Source organism: Actinomadura sp. NAK00032 (assembly GCF_013364275.1).
Taxonomy (GTDB): Bacteria; Actinomycetota; Actinomycetes; order Streptosporangiales; family Streptosporangiaceae; genus Spirillospora.
The window spans coordinates 7010420-7028714 of sequence record NZ_CP054932.1 but is presented as its reverse complement, the minus strand read 5'-3'; the positions used below and the strand labels follow the sequence as shown (position 1 = coordinate 7028714).

Below are 18295 nucleotides of genomic sequence, written 5' to 3'. Positions count from 1 at the left end.
CGCTCACTGCGTTCGAGCGGAGCCGGGCAGGAGGTAGCTGGTCGTGTCGGTGCGGCCTGATGCCAGGCCGACGGCGCCGACCTCGACCGTTCCGGGCGGCGAAGCGCGCAGAAGCCGGTATTCGAAGCTTCCGTCGTCCGCGGCGGTGAGCCGGTACCGGCTTCGCGCGCCCTGCGGCCAGGTGTAGGTCAGCTCGACGGTCTCGCCGGGCTTGAACCCGGTGCCCTTGATCGGGCAGGCCGCGCCGTCGGTCGGGTTCGCGCACGCGGTCAGGCTCACCGGCCCGGTGACCTCCCCGCCGTCCGTCCGCCCGCTGCTCAGCGCGACCTCGGTGGCCGGTCCGGGGAGGTTCTGGTGGATCACCAGCCGGGCGGTGCCGGCGCTACCCGTCCGCCTGGTGACGGTGATCTGGCAGGGGTCGCTGTGGACGGCGAGGGTCTGGTGCTCGCAGCCGGTGTGGCCGTAGGCAGCGGCGGCGGGTCCCCGGAGTTCGATCGCGCCGATCCGCAGCGGCAGGGTCCCGGCGTTGGACACGCGCACCGTCCCCTCGCATGCCGTCCCCGTGTCGTCGCAGTCCAGTTCCAGCGGTGCGGGCTCCGCCTTGATGTGCAGGCCGGTCCTGGTGGGGTTGCCGCTGAACTCGCCGAGGCCGCCCTTGCCGCCGACCGGGGGAAGCGGCAGGTGCGGGACGGTGCGCCCGGTGGCGCTGTCGACGATGGTGAACCCGCCGTAGGTGACGGCCAGCGCGACGATGGTGATCATCAGGCCGGCGCCGATGCGCAGCCGGTGCAGCCGGCCGACGGTGGCGATCATCGGCGCGAGCGCCGCGCCCCCGGCGGCGGCGGCCATCCGGGTGGCGGGCGACAGGTCGAGCGAGGTGGTGATCAGTGTGCCGACGATCGAGCAGCAGAGCGCACCGAGCATCGCCGGCAGGACCGGGCCGGGGCCGCCCCGGCGCTGTCGCGGACCGGCCACGAGGGTTCCTCCGTCGCCGCCGGGGGCGTTACGGCCGGTCATCTGACCTGCTGCTCCGGGCCGTGCCGGGCTCATCGGTGCCGCGCGCCGCGTGGGCGCGCCTGCGCTCGGCCTCGGTGCCGATCGGGTCGTCCACCACCAGGGGCGTGCCGTCGGCGGGAATCGGGGTGTGGTGCCCGGTGGTGTAGAAGCGGACCTCGTGCCCGTCGGGGTCGTGCGTGCCGGGCAGGATCCAGCCGATGGTGGCGAAGTGGACCCCGGCGTGCTCTTCGCCGAGCGCGGTGAGCCGGGCGGCCAGCCGTTCGAGCTCCGCCCGGCCCGGCACGCCGATCGCGAAGTAGTCGAAGCCGCTCGCCCGCCGGGCGCGTTCGGAATCGAGGACGAATCCGATCATCGGCCCGCCGTCCGGGTGGGCCATGGTGATCCCGGTCGTCCGGCCGTTCCCGGTGAACTCGATCACCGTCACGTAGCCGAGCCGGGAGGCGTACCACGAGCGTGAGCGCTCGATATCACCGACCGGTAACTTCAGGTGGTGCACGCCGTCCAGAGCAGGAGTGTCGTCGTTGTTCATGGAGTTCTTCCCCTCTAATTGCAGTACCACTGCATCATTACAGTTAGACTGCATCGAATGAACGAGCCTGTCAAGGGACTTCGCGCCGCCCGGGTGGCCGAGACCGAACGGCGCATCCTCCGGGCCGCGCGGGCGCTGTTCGTCCGCGACGGCTACCACGCGACGACGCTGACCGCGGTCGCGGACCACGCCGGGGTCGGGCACCGGACCGTCTACGTCCGGTTCGGCACCAAGGCGGCGCTGCTGCGGCACGCGGTCGACGTGGCCGTGGCGGGGGACACCGCGGACCGCGCGGTCGCCGAGAGAAACTGGTACCAGTCGGCCCTCACCGGCCCGGCTCTCGCCGACCGGATCGAGGCGCTGGTCGACGGGACCGCCGGCCTGATGGAACGCGCCGGTGACCTGTTCGACGTGGTGCTCCAGGCCCAGGCCACGGAGCCCGAGCTGGCGGAGGCCTTCCGGGCCGGCCGCGCCGACACCCGCGAGCTGCTGCGCCGCTTCGTCCGGAGCGCCCGCGCCGACGGCCTGCTCACCGAGACGCCAGACCCGGAGTGGCAGGAGGAGACGGTGGCGCTGGCGGGGCAGGCGGAGACCTACCTGCTACTGCGGCGCACTACGGGATGGGCACCCGCGCAATACCGCGACTGGCTGCACCGCACCCTGGTGCAGGTGCTGACAGCGTAGGGACGCCCCTGGGGTCAACGGGCCGGGGCGGTGCTCCGCCGGATGATCAGGTTGCTGGGGACCAGTTTCGGCGCGTCCGCCTCGCTCCCGGTCAGCTGCGCGATCAGCAGTTCCACGCAGTGCCGCCCGAGGGCGGTGAAGTCCTGCCGGACGGTGGTGAGCGGCGGGGTGAGGAACGCCGCCTCCGGGATGTCGTCGAACCCGATGACGCTGACGTCGTCGGGGACCCGGCGCCCGCTCTCGTGGATCGCCCACAGCAACCCGAGCGCGATCTGGTCGTTGCCCGCGAACACCGCCGTGACGCCCGGGTCGGCGGCGAGCACCCGGCCCCGCTCGTAGCCGGACCTGGCGCTCCAGTCGCCGGGCGCGCAGTCGGGGACGGCGGCGCCCGCCTCGGTCAGCGCGTCCCGCCAGCCGCGGGTGCGCTCGGTCGCCTCCGACCAGTCGTCCGGCCCCGGCAGGTGGTGCACCGTCCGGTGCCCGAGGCCGAGCAGGTACCGGGTCGCCTCCATGGGCGCCAGGTAGTGGTCGGCCGACACCGTCGGCACGGCGGCCGGCGGCCCGAGCAGCACCGTCGGCAGGTCGCCGGGCAGGTGCCGCAGCGCCTCGTCCGGCGGGACGTGCCCGGGGATCATGATGATGCCGTCCACGCCCTGGTCGCGGAACCGGTCGACCGCCCCCGCGACCGCGCCGTGGCCCGGCGACTCCAGGCTCGCGACGCTGGTGAAGAACTCGGCGGCGCGGGCGGTCCGCTCGATCGCCGCGATGATCGACGCGGGGCCGAACAGCGCGGTGTCGAAGCTGACGACGCCGAGCGTGCGGGACCGGCCGGTGGCGAGGGCCCGCGCCGCCGCGTTGGGCCGGAAGTCCAGCTGCGCGGCGGCGGCGAGCACCCGGTCGCGGGTCTTCGGGCTGACCATCGGATGGTTCTTGAACACCCGCGACACGGTCTGGTGGGAGACCCCGGCGAGCCGGGCGACGTCGCGGAGCCCGGGCCGGGCCGGTGGTGGCGTGGCGGTCATGTCACCTCGGAACCTACCGCGTCCGCCGTCCCCGGGCGGCCCGCTCAGCGCGACGTCCCGGCGCGCCGCTTCGCCCAGATGTCGAACGCGACCGCCGCCAGCAGCACCAGCCCCTTGATCAGCATCACCCGCTCGCTCGGCGCGCCGAGCAGCGACATGCCGTTGTTGATCACGCCCATGATCAGGCCGCCGGTGATCGCGCCGACCACCTTGCCGACCCCGCCCTGCACGGCCGCGCCGCCGATGAACGCCGCCGCGATCGCGTCCAGCTCGAACATGTTCCCGGCCGTCGGGCCCGCCTGGTTGAGCCGTCCCGCGAACACGATCCCGGCGACGGCCGACAGCACGCCCATGTTGACGAACAGCCAGAACGACACCGACTTCACCTTGATGCCGGACAGCCGCGCCGCGAGCGGGTTGCCGCCGAGCGCGTACACGTGCCGGCCGAACACGGCCCGGTTCATCACCAGCGTGGAGCCGAGCACCAGCACGCCCAGCAGGACGAGCACCCACGGCATGTTCTTGAACCGGGCGAGCTGCACGGCCATGAACATGACGACCACGACGGCGAGGGCGTTGCGCAGCGCGAACACGGGAAGCGGCTCGACCTGCTGCCCGTAGCCGATGCGGCCCTGCCGGTTCCGCCACCCGAGCGCCACGTACCCGCCGACCAGGGCCAGCGCGACCAGCAGCGTGAACAGGTCGGCGCCGCCGAGCGGCCCGAGCCCGATGTTGCCGAGGTAGCCGGCCAGGAAGCCGTTCGCGATCGTCCGCACCTCGTCCGGGAACGGCCCGATGCCCTGGTTGCCGAGGATGGTGAGCGTCAGCGCCCGGAACACCAGCATCCCGGCCAGCGTCACGATGAACGCCGGTATCTCGAAGTAGGCGATCCAGTACCCCTGCCACGCGCCGATCGCCGCGCCGGCGAGCAGCGTCAGCAGGATCGCGAGCGGCCACGGCACGTCGTGCTCGACCATCAGCACCGCCGCGATCGCGCCCGTCACCGCGACCACCGACCCCACCGACAGGTCGATGTGCCCGCCGATGATGATCAGGATCATCCCGATCGCCAGGATCAGGATGTAGGAGTTCTGCACGATGATGTTGGAGATGTTCTGCGGGGACAGCAGCTGCCCGTCGGTGAGCACCGCGAACAGCGCCACGATCAGGGCGAACGCGATGTAGATCCCGCTCTGCCGCAGATTGACCGGCAGACTCCGCCCCGGCTTGGGCCGCTCCGCCGGCGGCGGTTCCACGGCCTTTCCGGCCGACGCGACGCTGCTCATGCTGTGGTCTCCTCGATCTGCTGGGTCTGCCGGGTCATGAATTGCATGAGGCGTTCCGGGGTGGCTTCGGCGCGGGTGACCTCGCCGGTGATGCGGCCCTCCGCCATCGCGTACAGGCGGTCGCAGATCCCGATCAGCTCCGGCAGCTCGGACGAGATCACCAGGACGGCGCGGCCCTGGTCGGCCAGCCGGTTGATGATCGAGTAGATCTCGTACTTGGCGCCCACGTCGATGCCGCGGGTGGGCTCGTCCAGGATCAGCACGTCCGCGTCCGTGAAGATCCACTTGGACAGGACGACCTTCTGCTGGTTGCCGCCGCTCAGCTGCCCGGCCGGGGTGAGCACGCTCGGCGTCTTGATGTTCATCTCGGTGCGGAACCGCTCGGCGGTCGCGTACTCGCGGCCCGCGTCCACCCAGCCGGCCCTCGCGAGGCCGCGGAGCCCGGCGGCGGAGATGTTCCGCTTGACGTCCTCGATGAGGTTGAGGCCGTAGGTCTTGCGGTCCTCGGTCGCGTAGGCGAGCCCGTGCCGGATCGCGTCGGTGACCGTGCGGACCGAGACCTCCGCGCCGTCCTTGTAGATCCGGCCGCTGATGCCGGTGCCGTAGCTGCGGCCGAACACGCTCATCGCGAGTTCGGTGCGGCCCGCGCCCATCAGGCCCGCGAGCCCGACGATCTCGCCGCGGCGCAGGGTGAGGGAGGCGCGGTCCACCACGACGCGGCCGTGCTGGGTGGGGGAGTGGACGGTCCAGTCCTCGATCCGCAGCACCTCCTCGCCGATCGCGGGGACGCGGTCGGGGAACCGGTGGCGCAGGTCCCGGCCGACCATCCCGGCGATGATGCGGTCCTCGGACACGTCGCCGGCCATGTCGAGCGTCTCGATGGTGCGGCCGTCCCGCAGGATGGTGGTGGAGTCGGCGATCGCGCGGATCTCGTTCAGCTTGTGGGAGATGATCACGCAGGTGATGCCCTCGTCCCGCAGCCCGCGCAGCAGGTCGAGCAGGTGCGCGGAGTCGGCGTCGTTCAGCGCGGCGGTCGGCTCGTCCAGGATGAGCAGCTTGACCCGCTTCGACAGCGCCTTGGCGATCTCCACGAGCTGCTGCTTGCCGACGCCGAGGTCCATCGCCGGCGTCACCGGGTTCTCGCGCAGCCCGACCCGCTCCAGCAGCCGCGCCGCGTCGGCGTTCGTCCGGTTCCAGTCGATCAGCCCGAGCCGGCCGCGGCGCTCGTTGCCGAGGTAGATGTTCTCGGCGATCGACAGGTACGGGCTGAGCGCCAGCTCCTGGTGGATGATGACGATCCCGTGCTGCTCGCTGTCGCGGATGCCGGAGAACCGGCAGGCCGCGCCCTCGAACTCGATCTCGCCGGTGTAGTCGCCGTGCGGGTGCACCCCGGACAGCACCTTCATCAGCGTCGACTTCCCGGCCCCGTTCTCGCCGCAGATCGCGTGGATCTCGCCGCGCCGCACCTCCAGGTTCACGTCCTGGAGGGCGGTGACCGCGGGGAAGGTCTTGGTGATGCCGCGCATCCGCAGTATCGCGTCCGTCATGGTCCTCCTCGCGGACGGGCGGGCGCCGCCCCGGGGGAGGTGCCGGGGGGCGCCCGCCCCGCCGTCACCCCAGTTGGGCCTCGGTGTAGTAGCCGGTCTCGATGAGCTCCTTCTTGTAGTTGCCCTTGTTCACGATGACCGGGTTGAGCAGGAAGGACGGCACGACCTTCACGCCGTTGTCGTAGTCCTTGACGTTGTTCACCTCGGGCTTGCCGCCCTTCAGCACGGCGTCCGCCATCTTCACGGTGACCGCGGCGAGCTGCCGGGTGTCCTTGTAGACGGTGGAGTACTGCTCGCCCGCGATGATCGACTTGACCGAGGCGACCTCGGCGTCCTGGCCGGTCACGATCGGGTAGGGCTGGCCGGGCGTGCCGTAGCCGTTGGACTTCAGCGCCGACAGGATGCCGATGGACAGGCCGTCGTAGGGGGACAGGACGCCGTTCACCTTCGTCCCGCCGCCGTAGTGGCGGGTGAGGAGGTCCTCCATGCGCTTCTGCGCGCGCTCGGCCTCCCAGCGCAGCGTGGCGATCGTCTTGAAGTCGGTCTGGCCGCTCTTGACGACGAGGGCCTTCTTGTCGAGGTACGGCTTCAGGGTGTCCATGGCGCCGTTGTAGAAGTACGACGAGTTGTTGTCGTCGGGCGAGCCGGCGAAGACCTCGATGTTGAACGGGCCCTTGGCGGTGCCCTCCGAGCCGTCCGCCTTCTTCAGCCCGAGGCCGATGAGCAGGGACGTCGCCTGGAGGACGCCGACCTTGTAGTTGTCGAAGGTGGCGTAGTAGTCGACGTTCGGGGAGTTGCGGATCAGCCGGTCGTAGGAGATGACCGGGACGCCCTTGTCGGCCGCCTTCTGCAGCTGCGTGGTGAGCGCCGTGCCGTCGATGGAGGCGATCACCAGCACCCGGGCGCCCTTGGTGATCTGGTTGTCGATCTGGTTGGCCTGGGTGGGGATGTCGTTCTCGGCGTACTGGAGGTCGACCTTGTAGCCGAGCTGCTCCAGCTGCTTCTTCAGGTTGTCGCCGTCGTGGATCCAGCGCTCGGACGATCGGGTCGGCATCGTGACGCCGACGAGCGCGCCCGCCGCCGGCTTCTTGTCGGCCTTCTCCTTGTCGACGGTCTTCTGCGTCGAGCCGCACGCGGTCATGCCGAGCGCGAGGCCGAGGCCCAGCGCCAGGCTGACGAGCTTCCTGTGCTTCACGTCTCACCTCGGGGGTGGTGCCGGTGTCCCGGACACAGTGTTACCGGTCACACTGCCATGTCAAGAGCCCCCCGTGGGCCGCGTCACAACCGTGACCCGGTTGTTGTTATCGCAAACATTCGCCGCCGCGCTCCCACGCGGCGGCGCCTGCGGAGCCGGTGTGCCCGTCCGTGCCCAGCTAGCGGGTCGGGCGGGAGCTGCGCCGGTGCCCCATCCGGATGCCGCTCAGCACCAGGTTGATCAGGAACAGCACGATCCCGATGATCAGCAGGTAGAACAGGCCCTTCACGACGACGCCGATGATGCCCAGCGCCACCGCGACGAGCAGGATGAACAGGAACAGGGCCACGGTGCGATCCCTCCTGGACGCGGGCCGGCGCTCAGCGGCGCGCGAGCCGGCGCTCGTCCGGCGCGGCCTCGTAGGCCAGCTCGTAGTGGGCGAAGACCGCGCCCTCGTCGGCGGCGAGCAGCTCGCCGTCGGTGTCGATCGCGGGCGCGTTCTTGATCTGCTTCTTCGGGTGGGCGACCCGGACGTGGTCCGGCCCGAGCGTCGCCCCGTCGAGCGGCGCGAACACCAGCCGCTGCCGCGTCGGCATGCCCGTCTTGACGGTGGCGAAGGCCGGCTGGTCGGTGAGCGTGTCGACGTAGACGGCCTCCAGCTCGCCGACCTTGCTCCCGGACTCGTCGACCACGGCCCGGCCGCGCCATTCGCGGATGTCCTCGACTTGGAACATGTCCCTTGCCCAGCCTTCTGGATCGGATGCCTTCTGTCAGGTCATCTACCCAGCTCACGGCGGTTATGTCCGGTGCGCCCCCTGGATCGGGAGGCCGTGGGCGGCGAGGTCGTCCCGGTAGGGGAACGACCCGGGCTCGTAGGAGCACCAGGGCTCGGCCGCGTACGGGTCGCCGGACACCGCGAGGGCGCGCGAGCGGGAGCCGCCGCAGATCGTCCGGAACTCGCAGGCGCCGCACTTCCCGGTCAGGTTAGCGGTGTCGCGCAGGCCGGTGAACAGCGGCGAGTCCCGGTAGATCCCGGGCAGCGGCTCCCGCCGGACGTCGCCCGCCGCGGCGGGCAGGAACCCGCTCGGGTGGACGGTCCCCCGGTGCGAGACGAACACGAACCCGCGCGCCGAGCCGACGTCCATCGGCGGGCGCCGGGCGCGCCGCACCGGCAGGTCCAGGTCGGCCAGCCGCCGCCGCAGCGTCTCGTACAGCGGGCCCAGGCCCAGCACGGCCGCGTGGTCGGCGCCGTGCCGCGCCAGGATCTCCCGCTGGACGGCGATCCGCCGGAAGTGGTGGGCCTCGGTCGTGCGGGCGGGGACGTGGGCGCCCGCGTCGTAGACGAAGTTGAGGACGTCCTCCACCTGGTGCGGGTCCAGGCCCGGCAGCAGCCTGCCGCGCCCGGTCGGGACGAGCAGGAACGCGCTCCACGTCAGCGCGCCCATCTCCCGCACCAGCCGCACGATCTCCGGCAGGTCGGTGAGGTTGTGCCCGGCGACGGTGGTGTTGATCTGCACCTTCAGGCCGAGGTCGCGGGCGGCGCGCCAGGCGTCCAGCGTCCAGCCGTAGACGCCCGGCGTGGCGCGGAACGCGTCGTGGATCCGCGCGGTCGACCCGTCCAGGCTCAGCGAGATCGCCCGCGCGCCCGCGTCCCGCAGGCCGGTGAGGCCCGCCTCGGTGAGCGTCGGCGTGCCGGACGGGGACACCGCGACCGGCAGCCCGAGCCGGGTCCCGTGCCGGACGAGGTCGAACAGGTCGGGGCGCTGGAACGGGTCGCCGCCGGTGATGACGAACACCGGCGGCGGCTGCCCGAACGAGGCGACCTGCGCCATCAGCCCGCACGCCTCGGCCGTGGTCAGCTCGCCGGGATCGCGGTCGGGCCGGGCCTCGGCGCGGCAGTGCCGGCACGCCAGCGGGCACGCCCGGGTGGCCTCCCAGATCACGATGAACGGCCGGTCAGCGGGGTCGTGGCGGGGCACGCGGATCTGCTTCATCGGCCGAGCAGGTAGTCGACGGCGTCGGCGGCGGAGTAGTCGGCTCCGGCCGCCCGGACGAGGCCGGGCAGGAAGCCGAGGTCCTGGCCGAGGGTGAGCAGCGGCGGCTCGGCGTAGCCGTCCGGCCGGTGCTGGCCCCGGCCGGTGTTCGCGACGAGCCCGTTGCACAGGCAGCGGCGGCCGGCGGTGTCCCCGGCGTCGCCGCCCTTGCGGACGTAGGCGTCGACCGGTTCGGCGGGGCAGCGGTAGCCGACCGCGCCGTCCGCCTTGAGGTAGGGGGTCCGCAGGTAGCTCAGGTCGCACAGCCGGGGGCGCGCCGCGTACACCTCCGGTTCGGAGAGCGTGCCCGGCAGCTCGGCGACCTTGAACGGGAACCCGGTCGAGGACGCGCGGGGGTCGTTGCGCACCCGGAGCGTGCCGTCCAGCGCCCGCCCGATGAGCCGGCGCCGCAGCTCCGGATCGAGGCCGGACTCCCGGCACAGCGCGAACACGCTGCCGGCCTGGACGCCCGCCGCGCCGGCGGAGCGCGCCTCGTCCGGCGCGCCGGGCCGGGCGTGCCCGCCCGCGAGCCAGAACGGCAGGCCGAGCGCGGCGACCTTCGCGGGGTCGATCCGGTCCCGCTTCCCGTAGACGGGCTCGCCGCCCTCGTCGAGGCGCAGCCGCCCGCGCGGCGGCGCGCTGTGCCCGCCCGCGACCGCCGCCTCCAGCACGAACCCGTCCGGGCGGGTCGCGGGCGACCGGTGCAGGTACAGCGCGAGGACGGGCGACGACACGATCGCCAGGAACCGCGGCCGGGCCGCCGCCGCCGTCCCCGGCGCGGCGAGCGACGCCGGGTCGAACGCGAACGGGCGGCCCTCGTCGGCGCCCGCGACGTCCACCGTGACCTTTCCCGGCGACCCGGCGGCCAGCGCGTCCAGCAGCGCGGGGATCTCGCTCGGGATGCCCGCGCCCATCAGGACGTAGTCCGCGCCCGCCAGCATCGCCCCGTACGCGGCGGCCGGGGTGGCGAGCTGGATCTTCTCCAGGTAGTTGACGCCGACCGGGCCGCCGTGCCCCTGCTTGGCGAGCCACACCTCGGCGAAGTTCCCGGCGACGGTCAGCTCGTCGCGGGTCCGGTTCGGGCGCAGGCCGAGCTTCGGCACCGGCCGGAACCGCCGCCCCGGCTCGATCCCGCCGGGCACGAAGTAGCGCTCCAGGACCCGCTCGGCCACCCCCGGCAGCGGCAGGTGGGCGAGCGCGCGGCGCAGGTGGCCGCCCTCGTCGCCGGTCTGCAGGCCGCGCGCGAGGAGGGCGTCCAGCGCGACCCCGGACACCACGCCGAGCTGCCCGGTCCGCGCGACGGCGCGCGCCAGCCGCCAGCCCGAGACGCCCGCGCCCATGCCGCCCTGGATGATGCGCGGCGCGGCCGGCTCAGACATTGCGGGCCCGCGCGGTCGCGGCCCACGTCAGCAGGTCCAGCCCGGCGGCGCGCGCGTTCCGCCGCGTCTCCAGGATGGAGCCGACCGTGGCCTCGGGGAGGGTCTCCACCATGATCGACAGCCCGTCGCAGTCGCTGACGTGCGGCAGGATCCGCCGGGCCAGCTCGATCCCGCGCTCGGCCTGCCGGGGCGTCAGCCGGTCGTGCTCGGTGAGAACGTACAGCCGCCGGACGGTGCGGATCGCGCCGTCGTGGTCGGTGAGCAGCTTCGCCACGTACTCGGCGCCGAACACGGCGACGAGCTGCGGGTACATCGACTCCTCCTCGTACCGGAAATGGGGCCCGGTGGCGGCGTCGACGGCGACGACCAGCTCGCGCGCCCGCTCGGTGTCCCGCAGCCGGAACGCCTCCACCAGGTCGAGCAGCAGGTCGCGGACACCGCGGTGCTCCGCACGGAACACCTTGGTGAACTCGTTGACGAGTGTGGGCATCGTTCGCCTTTCTCGGTGCGGTCGCGGATCAGACGCGTTCCAGGACTTCCGGGAACGGCCGGCGCGGCGTGCCGGGCACGGGCCGCCCGTAGCCGAACCGGATGACCGCCTGGATGTGCCCGTGCGGGCTGGGCCCGGACGTCGCGGGGCCGCGCCCGTCCAGGAGCTGGGTGAGCATCGACGCCGACACGCCGCGCCGCGCGGCGGTCAGCAGGACCCGCTGCAGGGCCTGCCCGGCCAGCAGCCAGTCCCGGGGGCCGTCGCCGCGGGTGAGCAGCACGCCGAGCTGGGGCCGCGCGGCGAAGTCGTCGGCCGTCCGCCCGGCGGCCGGCCCGGACAGGCCGAAGTCGCGCAGCGGCAGGCCGCGCCCGCTCGGCCGCGGCCCGAAGGCGTACCAGGGGACGCCGTCGCCGCGGGTGCGGCCCGGCGTCCAGCCGGCCAGCTCGGCGCGGTAGGCGGGGTCGGCGGTGAGCCGCGCGTCCGCCGCGGCGATCAGGCTGAGCAGGTACGCCGTCGTCTGCGGGCCGGGCAGGGCGAGCATCGCCCCCTCCTCCTGCGCGGCGGCCAGCAGTTCGTCCCGGACGACCTGCGGCACCCGCCGCTTGCCGAACGGTCCGCGGTTGGTGCGCCGGTGCGGGATGGTCGCGTACAGCTCGGACTGGCCCGGCGACGGCATCGTCGCGTCCACCGCCCGGACGGACGCCAGCAGCGCCGGATGCCGTCCGGGGTCGGGGAACCGCTCGATCAGCGGGCGGTGCCCGGTCGACCGGATCGCCAGCCGCAGGTTGAGCAGCGCGGCGCCGCAGCTGATGTGCAGGGCCCGGCCGCCGGGGTCGATGACCGGCAGCGCGCGGCCGGGGTCCGCGTGCAGTTCCAGGACCGACGCGTCCCGGTCGAGCCGGAAGAGCCAGGGCTGGGTGTTGTGCACCGACGGCGCCGCGATGGCCGCGGTGACCAGTCGGCGCACTCCGACGTGCGTCGCGAACGGATGGGGCATGACGCACCTCCACATGCCGGCGCTGTGCCCTTCCAGGCTTTCGGCGCGGGGCGGTGCGGCCCCAGGGCCGAAGGTCCCGCGAGGCGGGGGACCAAGGACGGTCCGTCCGGGGCCGTCGCACGGGCGGGCCTTTCGGTCCGGGCCGGCGGGACCTTGGACCCTCTCGCGCCGCGCGCTCGGCCGCGACCGTGGAACGCGTGAACCTTTCGCGCGGCGCGCGGCCATCGCCGCCGGTCGCCGGTGTCCTGGTCGGCTGCCTTCTGACCGCCTTGGCGGTGGTGTTCGCGACGAGCGGCCGGACCGACTCGCCCGCCCGCACCGTCACCGCGTCGGGGACGCGTGTGGTGGAGGTGACGTTGGCGAACATGCGCATCCGGCCGGGGACGATCGAGGCCGCGCCGGGTGCGCGGTTGGTGTTGCGGGTGACGAACAGGGATGCGATGCGGCATGACCTGCGTCTGGCGTCGGGTCAGGCGACTCCGATGCTGGATCGGGGGGAGTCGGCGACGCTGACGGTGCCGCCGCTGAAGGGGGCGGTTGACGGCTGGTGCACGGTTGCGGGCCATCGTGCCGCCGGGATGACGATGCGGATCAAGCCGACCGGCGGGCACCAGGCGCACGCGCCGTCGATGAACCATCAGGCGATGGGCACCGGCGGGCTCGACCTGTCCGCCCAGCCCTCAGCGGGCTGGGCCCCCTACGACGCCGCGCTCAAGCCCGCCCGCGGGGTGAGGGAGCACCGGGTGGAGTTGCGTGCCGGGGACCGGGAGTTGGAGGTCGCGCCCGGGGTGCGGCAGACGATGTGGACGTTCGGCGGCAGTGTCCCGGGTCCGGTGTTGCGCGGCAGGGTCGGGGACGTGTTCGTGATCACCCTGGTCAACGACACCACCATGGGCCATGGCATCGACTTCCACGCGGGCAGCCTGGCCCCGGACGTGCCGATGCGCACGATCGGGCCGGGGGAGCGGTTGACGTACCGGTTCACCGCCGAGCGTGCGGGGGCGTGGCTGTATCACTGCTCGACCATGCCGATGCTGCAGCACATCGCCAACGGGATGTACGGCGCGGTCATCATCGACCCGCCCGATCTGCCGGCGGTCGACCGTGAGTACGTCTTGGTCCAGGGCGAGTTGTACGTGGGCGTGCCCGGCTCGCAGGATCAGGTGGCCAAGATGCGCGAAGGCCGTCCGGACGCGTGGATGTTCAACGGCACCGCCGCCGGCTACGACCATGCTCCGCTGACCGCTCGTACCGGTGACCGCGTCCGCGTGTGGGTGGTGGACGCCGGACCGTCGTCCGGCACCGCGTTCCACATCGTCGGCGCCCAGTTCGACACCCTCTACAAAGAGGGTGCCTACCGACTCCGCAAGGGGGACCCGGGCGGCGCGCAGATCCTCGATCTGGCACCGGGCCAGGGCGGGTTCGTCGAGACCGTCGTCCCCGAAGCGGGCCACTATCCCTTCGTCGACCACGACATGCGCCACGGCGAAACCGGCGCCCACGGAATCCTGAAGGTGACCCCATGACCTGGTGGTCCGTCATCCGCTTCCTGCACGTCTCGGGGGCCGCGCTGTGGGTGGGCGGGCAGCTCACCATCTCCCTGGTCCTGCTGCCGCTCGCCCGCCGGAAGCTCGCCGCCGGGCAGTACACCGGGATGGCGCGGGAGGTCGGCCGCCGGTTCGGGATCTTCACCGGGGCGGTCTTCCTGCCGGTGCAGATCACCACCGGCGTGGCGATGGCCTGGCACAAGGGCGTCACCTGGGCCTCGCTCGCCGAGCCCGGCTACGGCCGCATCCTGGCCGCCAAGCTGCTGCTGTTCGGCGCCGTCGTCGCCGTCGCGGGCGTGCACGGCTGGGCCAGCTCCCGGCACCCGTCCTTCGCCCGGTCCATGGCGATCGCCTCGCTCGTCGGCTCCGTCGGCATCGTCCTCATGGCGACCGCCCTGCCCAGCACCTGATGGAGGATGCGCGAGGCCACCGGCTCAGCGGGGCCGCTGGGCGAGCTTGAGCGCCTCCACCACCAGGTAGGAGATGACGGCGATGACCGCGATGCGCGCCCAGGCGGCGGCGTCGAGAGGCGCGGAGTCGAACACGTCGTTCATGAAGGGCGTGTAGGTGTAGAGCGCCTGGAGCGCGGCGAGGGCGACGACGCTGACGGCGACCCACGGGTTGCGGCGGACGCCCCGCCACAGCAGCGGCCGGTCCAGGGACAGGCAGTTGAACATGTAGGTCAGCAGCGTCAGCGCGAACACGTTGACGACGATCGTCTGCGCGACCTCCGGGGAGGCGCCGTGGCCGCGTTCCCAGTGCTGGAGCCCGAACGAGCCGGCCAGCAGGATCGCCGAGACCAGCAGGATCCGCGTGGTCATCGCGCGGGTGAGCAGCGGCAGCGCCGGGTCGCGCGGCGGGCGGCTCATGATGTGCTCGTCCTTCGGCTCGACGGCGAACGGCAGGCCGAGGACGAGCACCGCGGTCATGTTCAGCCACAGCACCTGGAGCGGCAGGATCGGCAGCGCGGTCCCGGCGAGGATCGCCGCGACGAGGACGAGCCCGAGCCCGATGTTGGACGGCAGCGCCCACACGATGAACTTCACCAGGTTGTCGAAGACGCCGCGCCCCTCCTCGACGGCCTGCTCGATGGAGGCGAAGTCGTCGCCGGTCAGCACCATGTCGGCGGACTCCTTGGCGGCGTCGGTGCCGCTGCGGCCCATCGCCACGCCGATGTCGGCCTGCTTGAGCGCGGGCGCGTCGTTGACGCCGTCGCCGGTCATCGCGATGACGTGCCCGGAGCTCTGCAGCGCCTGGACGAGGCGGAGCTTCTGCTCGGGGGAGACGCGGGCGAAGACCGTGGTCGCCCGGACCCGTTCGGGGGAGACGTCCCCGGTCAGCTCGGCGCCGGTCATGACCTCGCCCGCCAGCCCGACGCGGGCGCCGATGGCGGCGGCGGTCGCCGCGTGGTCGCCGGTGATCATCTTGACCTGGATGCCGGCGCCGTGGCAGGTCCGGACGGCGTCGGCGGCCTCCTCGCGCGGCGGGTCCAGCATGGCCTGCAGGCCGAGGAACGTCAGCCGGGGCAGCCCGTCCAGCGTGTCGCCGCGCCCTCGGGCGAACGCCAGCACGCGCAGGGCCTCGCCGCCGTAGGCCTCGGCGCGGGCGATGACGGCGTCCGGGTCCAGCGGGACGGGCGCGCCGTCGGGCCCGGCGGCGTCGTCGCACAGCTGGAGGACCCGTTCGAGCTGGCCCTTGACGTAGATGGTGCCGTCCTCGTGGAGCGTCGCCATGTAGCGGCGCTCGGAGCTGAACGGGAGCGTCGCCGTCCGCTCCGGGACCCGGTCGAGCCCGGCCTTGGCGGCGCTGGTGAGCAGGGCGCCCTCGGTGGGGTCGCCGGTGATCCGCCAGCCGCCGTCGGTCTCGGCGAGCCGCGCGTCGTTGCAGCCGAGCCCCGCCAGCAGCGTCTCCCTGAGCGCCGGATGGCCGGCGGCGTCGACCGGCCGGCCGTCCCGCTCGACCGTGCCGTGCGGCGCGTAGCCGGTGCCGGTGAGGGTGTAGTCGAGCCCGCCCGCGCTGATCGCGGTGACGGTCATCTGGTTCTGGGTGAGCGTGCCGGTCTTGTCGGTGCAGATGACGGTGGTGCCGCCGAGCGTCTCCACGGCGGGCAGGTGCCGGACGATCGCGCCGCGCCGCACCATCCGGGCGACGCCGAGCGCCAGCGTGATCGTCACGACGGCGGGCAGGCCCTCGGGGATCGCGCCGACGGCGAGCGCGACCGCCGCGGTCAGCATCTCGGTCGCACCCCGGCCGCGCAGGACTCCGATCGCGAAGGTGACGGCGGCCAGCACCAGGATCGCGACCGTCACCACCCGGCTGAACTGGGCGATCTTGCGGGTGAGCGGGGTCTGTACCGCCGCCGTGCTCTGCACCAGCCGGTTGATGCCGCCGAGTTCGGTGTCCGCGCCGGTCGCCACGACGAGTCCGGCGCCCCGGCCCGCGGTCACCAGCGTGCCGGAGAACGCCATCGCGGCCCGGTCGGCGAGCGCGACCTCCGGCAGCTCCGCCGGGTCCTTGGCGACCGGCGCCGACTCGCCGGTCAGCGCCGACTCGTCCACCGCCAGCTCGTCGGTGCGCAGCAGCCGCAGGTCGGCCGGGACCTTGTCGCCGGCCTCCAGCACGACCAGGTCGCCGCGGACCAGGTCGGCCGCCGGGACCTTGACCGGCGCGCCGTCCCGGACGGCGACCGCCGTCGTGCGCGCCATCGCGGCGAGCGCGGTCAGCGCCTTCTCCGCCCGCGACTCCTGGACGAACCCGACCACGGCGTTCACGACCACCACGCCGAGGATCACCAGCGCGTCCACGTGCTCGCCGAGCAGCGCGGTCACGGCCGCCGCCGCGAGCAGCACGTAGATCAGCGGGCTGTTGAACTGGAGCAGGAACCGCGCCACCGGCCCGCGCCCGCGCGCGGCCGGCAGTGTGTTGGGCCCCTCCCGCTCCAGCCGGGCCGCCGCCTCGGCCGCGGCCAGCCCGCGGGACGCGTCGCCGCCGAGGTCGCGCACGACGTCCTCGGCGGGTCTGCGGTAAGGCGCGAGAGCCGTCGTCATCCCCAACCTCCTGTCACCCCCGAGCCCGCGCCGCCTCCGGCGAGCCGGTGCGGGCTCGCAGGGGCGATGGTCCCGCGAATCTCCCGCTTCATGCCCCCGGGCGTGCCGCTGACGCCCGCGCGGCCGGGGACGTGCGGGGCCGGGGCGGAAGATCAGCTAGATGTGCGAGTCCCGGCGGTCGGCCTTGAGCTGGGCGGCGAGCGCGGCGGCCTGGGTGCGGCGGCTCATGCCGAGCTTGGCGAAGATGCTGGAGATGTAGTTCTTGACGGTCTTCTCGGCGAGGAAGAGCCGCTCGCCGATCTGCCGGTTGGTGAGGCCCTCGCCGATCAGGTCGAAGATGTGGCGCTCCTGGTCGGTCAGGGCCCTGAGCGGGTCCTGCTTCTCCTGCCGGTCGCGCAGCCGCTGGAGCATGCGGGCGGTGGAGCGGGGGTCCAGGAGGGACTGGCCGGTGGCGACGGTGCGGACGGCGCCGACGAGGTCGGAGCCGTGGATCTGCTTGAGGACGTACCCGGCGGCGCCCGCCATGACGGCCTCGAACAGGGCGTCCTCGTCGTCGAACGAGGTCAGCATGAGGCAGGCCAGGTCGGGCAGCCGGGAGCGGATCTCGCGGCAGACGGTGACGCCGTCGCCGTCGGGGAGCCGCACGTCCAGGACGGCGACGTCGGGGCGCGCGGCGGGGATGCGGGCGAGCGCGTGGTCGGCGGTGCCGGCCTCGCCGACGATCTCGATGTCGTCCTCGGCCGACAGCAGCGCCGCGACCCCGCGGCGGACGACCTCGTGGTCGTCCAGCAGGAACACCCGGATCGTCCCGGCGGCCTCACCGCTCATGGCCCCGCCCTTCGCCTCATCGCTGACAGAACGGACGCTACCCGCGCCCGCGCGGTGGCGCGACCGCCGGACGTCCCGCCGCCATGGGACCAAGGTCCCGGACCGGCGGAGGTCCCGCGGGCAAGGGCCTTTCGGCCCTGTGGCGGGGGTCACCCGCTGCGCTGGGATGGGGGGACGGACCACACATGATCGGGGGCGAACCGTGAGCATCCTTACGGCGGCCGACCTCGCGCGGGAGCCCTTCCTGCACGGGATGCGCGGCGCCGACCTGGCCAGGCTGGCGACCGCGGCCCGGCCCGCCGCGATCCCGGCGGGGCGGCGGATCATCGCCGAGGGCGGGCCCGCCGAGCGGTTCTGGCTGATCCGCGACGGCGAGGCGGCGCTCGACCTGCGCGTGCCCGGCCGCGGGACGGTCGTCGTCGACACCTCCGGGCCCGGCTCGGTGCTGGGCTGGTCCTGGCTGTTCCACCCGTACCGGTGGCGCTTCGGCGCGACGGCGGTCACCGGTGTCGAGGCCGTCGAGTTCGACGGGCGGCTGGTGCGCACGCTGTGCGCGGTCGACCCCGCGCTCGGCTACGAGCTGACCCGCCGCTTCACCGAACTCGCCGTCGACCGGCTCCAGGCGGTGCGGCTGCGGCTCCTGGAGGCCGCCTCCGCCGCGCCCGCGCCGCACCCGTGACCCGCGCCGCACCCG

Annotated in this window: 18 protein-coding genes; 4 read left to right on the top strand and 14 right to left on the bottom strand. The window is 73.4% G+C overall.

Annotated elements, in window-relative coordinates; translation table 11 throughout:
- Window positions 1-3: 3 nt before the first annotated feature.
- Complete coding sequence (locus tag HUT06_RS32100) at window positions 4-975, bottom strand: hypothetical protein (RefSeq protein WP_176199120.1); 972 nt, start codon at window positions 973-975, stop codon at window positions 4-6.
- A gap of 28 nt (window positions 976-1003) precedes the next feature.
- Complete coding sequence (locus HUT06_RS32095) at window positions 1004-1546, bottom strand: VOC family protein (RefSeq protein WP_176199119.1); 543 nt, start codon at window positions 1544-1546, stop codon at window positions 1004-1006.
- A gap of 57 nt (window positions 1547-1603) precedes the next feature.
- On the opposite strand from HUT06_RS32095, the gene HUT06_RS32090 reads away from it, so the two are divergent.
- Window positions 1604-2230: a TetR/AcrR family transcriptional regulator gene (locus tag HUT06_RS32090; protein WP_176199118.1), complete on the top strand. Its 627-nt coding sequence runs from the start codon at window positions 1604-1606 to the stop codon at window positions 2228-2230.
- Between the two features lie 14 nt (window positions 2231-2244).
- Here the strand turns inward: HUT06_RS32090 and HUT06_RS32085 are convergent, their stop codons facing one another.
- The 10 genes from HUT06_RS32085 to HUT06_RS32040 form a co-directional block, all read right to left on the bottom strand.
- Window positions 2245-3252 (bottom strand): LacI family DNA-binding transcriptional regulator, encoded by a 1008-nt coding sequence (locus tag HUT06_RS32085; RefSeq protein ID WP_176199117.1) that lies wholly within the window; start codon window positions 3250-3252, stop codon window positions 2245-2247.
- Window positions 3253-3296: 44 nt separating this feature from the next.
- The gene (mmsB, locus tag HUT06_RS32080; protein ID WP_176199116.1) at window positions 3297-4538 is read right to left on the bottom strand and encodes a multiple monosaccharide ABC transporter permease; all 1242 of its coding nucleotides are present in this window, start codon (window positions 4536-4538) and stop codon (window positions 3297-3299) included.
- Window positions 4535-6085 (bottom strand): multiple monosaccharide ABC transporter ATP-binding protein, encoded by a 1551-nt coding sequence (gene mmsA, locus HUT06_RS32075; RefSeq protein WP_176199115.1) that lies wholly within the window; start codon window positions 6083-6085, stop codon window positions 4535-4537. Before mmsA ends, mmsB begins: the two co-directional genes overlap by 4 nt.
- Window positions 6086-6149: 64 nt before the next feature.
- Window positions 6150-7280: a multiple monosaccharide ABC transporter substrate-binding protein gene (gene chvE, locus HUT06_RS32070; RefSeq protein WP_254715488.1), complete on the bottom strand. Its 1131-nt coding sequence runs from the start codon at window positions 7278-7280 to the stop codon at window positions 6150-6152.
- A 178-nt stretch (window positions 7281-7458) separates the two neighbouring features.
- On the bottom strand, window positions 7459-7629 hold the full coding sequence (locus HUT06_RS32065) for a hypothetical protein (RefSeq protein ID WP_176199114.1): 171 nt from the start codon (window positions 7627-7629) through the stop codon (window positions 7459-7461).
- 31 nt (window positions 7630-7660) lie between these two features.
- Window positions 7661-8014, bottom strand: a complete 354-nt coding sequence (locus tag HUT06_RS32060; protein ID WP_176199113.1) for a PRC-barrel domain-containing protein — start codon at window positions 8012-8014, stop codon at window positions 7661-7663.
- Window positions 8015-8077: 63 nt separating this feature from the next.
- Window positions 8078-9274 (bottom strand): TIGR04053 family radical SAM/SPASM domain-containing protein, encoded by a 1197-nt coding sequence (locus HUT06_RS32055; RefSeq protein ID WP_176199112.1) that lies wholly within the window; start codon window positions 9272-9274, stop codon window positions 8078-8080.
- Entirely contained in the window at window positions 9271-10692 is a 1422-nt protein-coding gene (locus HUT06_RS32050) for a nitronate monooxygenase (protein WP_176199111.1), read from the bottom strand. Before HUT06_RS32050 ends, HUT06_RS32055 begins: the two co-directional genes overlap by 4 nt.
- Window positions 10685-11182, bottom strand: coding sequence for a hemerythrin domain-containing protein (locus HUT06_RS32045; protein ID WP_176199110.1), 498 nt, complete (start codon window positions 11180-11182; stop codon window positions 10685-10687). The genes HUT06_RS32050 and HUT06_RS32045 overlap by 8 nt, the downstream gene beginning before the upstream one ends.
- Before the next feature lie 28 nt (window positions 11183-11210).
- A complete protein-coding gene (locus tag HUT06_RS32040; protein ID WP_176199109.1) occupies window positions 11211-12179 on the bottom strand; it encodes a hypothetical protein in 969 nt (322 codons plus the stop codon).
- Between the two features lie 188 nt (window positions 12180-12367).
- On the opposite strand from HUT06_RS32040, the gene HUT06_RS32035 reads away from it, so the two are divergent.
- Together HUT06_RS32035 and HUT06_RS32030 are read left to right on the top strand one after the other, a co-directional pair.
- Entirely contained in the window at window positions 12368-13705 is a 1338-nt protein-coding gene (locus tag HUT06_RS32035; protein WP_176199108.1) for a multicopper oxidase domain-containing protein, read from the top strand.
- Complete coding sequence (locus HUT06_RS32030; protein WP_176199107.1) at window positions 13702-14136, top strand: hypothetical protein; 435 nt, start codon at window positions 13702-13704, stop codon at window positions 14134-14136. Before HUT06_RS32035 ends, HUT06_RS32030 begins: the two co-directional genes overlap by 4 nt.
- Window positions 14137-14160: 24 nt before the next feature.
- Here the strand turns inward: HUT06_RS32030 and HUT06_RS32025 are convergent, their stop codons facing one another.
- Together HUT06_RS32025 and HUT06_RS32020 are read right to left on the bottom strand one after the other, a co-directional pair.
- Window positions 14161-16773: an HAD-IC family P-type ATPase gene (locus tag HUT06_RS32025; RefSeq protein ID WP_176199106.1), complete on the bottom strand. Its 2613-nt coding sequence runs from the start codon at window positions 16771-16773 to the stop codon at window positions 14161-14163.
- Window positions 16774-16929: 156 nt separating this feature from the next.
- Entirely contained in the window at window positions 16930-17601 is a 672-nt protein-coding gene (locus HUT06_RS32020; RefSeq protein WP_176199105.1) for a response regulator transcription factor, read from the bottom strand.
- A gap of 202 nt (window positions 17602-17803) precedes the next feature.
- Here HUT06_RS32020 and HUT06_RS32015 point away from each other — a divergent pair, with 202 nt between their 5' ends.
- Window positions 17804-18280, top strand: a complete 477-nt coding sequence (locus HUT06_RS32015; protein ID WP_217711551.1) for a cyclic nucleotide-binding domain-containing protein — start codon at window positions 17804-17806, stop codon at window positions 18278-18280.
- The last annotated feature ends 15 nt before the right edge of the window (window positions 18281-18295 follow it).

What these genes read in the sequence shown, in the direction of transcription:
- HUT06_RS32095 (WP_176199119.1), bottom strand. Translation starts at nt 1,546, where the DNA reads ATGAACAACGACGACACTCCTGCTCTGGACGGCGTGCACCACCTGAAG.
- HUT06_RS32090 (WP_176199118.1), top strand. Translation starts at nt 1,604, where the DNA reads ATGAACGAGCCTGTCAAGGGACTTCGCGCCGCCCGGGTGGCCGAGACC.
- HUT06_RS32085 (WP_176199117.1), bottom strand. Translation starts at nt 3,252, where the DNA reads ATGACCGCCACGCCACCACCGGCCCGGCCCGGGCTCCGCGACGTCGCC.
- mmsB (WP_176199116.1), bottom strand. Translation starts at nt 4,538, where the DNA reads ATGAGCAGCGTCGCGTCGGCCGGAAAGGCCGTGGAACCGCCGCCGGCG.
- mmsA (WP_176199115.1), bottom strand. Translation starts at nt 6,085, where the DNA reads ATGACGGACGCGATACTGCGGATGCGCGGCATCACCAAGACCTTCCCC.
- HUT06_RS32060 (WP_176199113.1), bottom strand. Translation starts at nt 8,014, where the DNA reads ATGTTCCAAGTCGAGGACATCCGCGAATGGCGCGGCCGGGCCGTGGTC.
- HUT06_RS32055 (WP_176199112.1), bottom strand. Translation starts at nt 9,274, where the DNA reads ATGAAGCAGATCCGCGTGCCCCGCCACGACCCCGCTGACCGGCCGTTC.
- HUT06_RS32050 (WP_176199111.1), bottom strand. Translation starts at nt 10,692, where the DNA reads ATGTCTGAGCCGGCCGCGCCGCGCATCATCCAGGGCGGCATGGGCGCG.
- HUT06_RS32045 (WP_176199110.1), bottom strand. Translation starts at nt 11,182, where the DNA reads ATGCCCACACTCGTCAACGAGTTCACCAAGGTGTTCCGTGCGGAGCAC.
- HUT06_RS32040 (WP_176199109.1), bottom strand. Translation starts at nt 12,179, where the DNA reads ATGCCCCATCCGTTCGCGACGCACGTCGGAGTGCGCCGACTGGTCACC.
- HUT06_RS32030 (WP_176199107.1), top strand. Translation starts at nt 13,702, where the DNA reads ATGACCTGGTGGTCCGTCATCCGCTTCCTGCACGTCTCGGGGGCCGCG.
- HUT06_RS32025 (WP_176199106.1), bottom strand. Translation starts at nt 16,773, where the DNA reads ATGACGACGGCTCTCGCGCCTTACCGCAGACCCGCCGAGGACGTCGTG.
- HUT06_RS32020 (WP_176199105.1), bottom strand. Translation starts at nt 17,601, where the DNA reads ATGAGCGGTGAGGCCGCCGGGACGATCCGGGTGTTCCTGCTGGACGAC.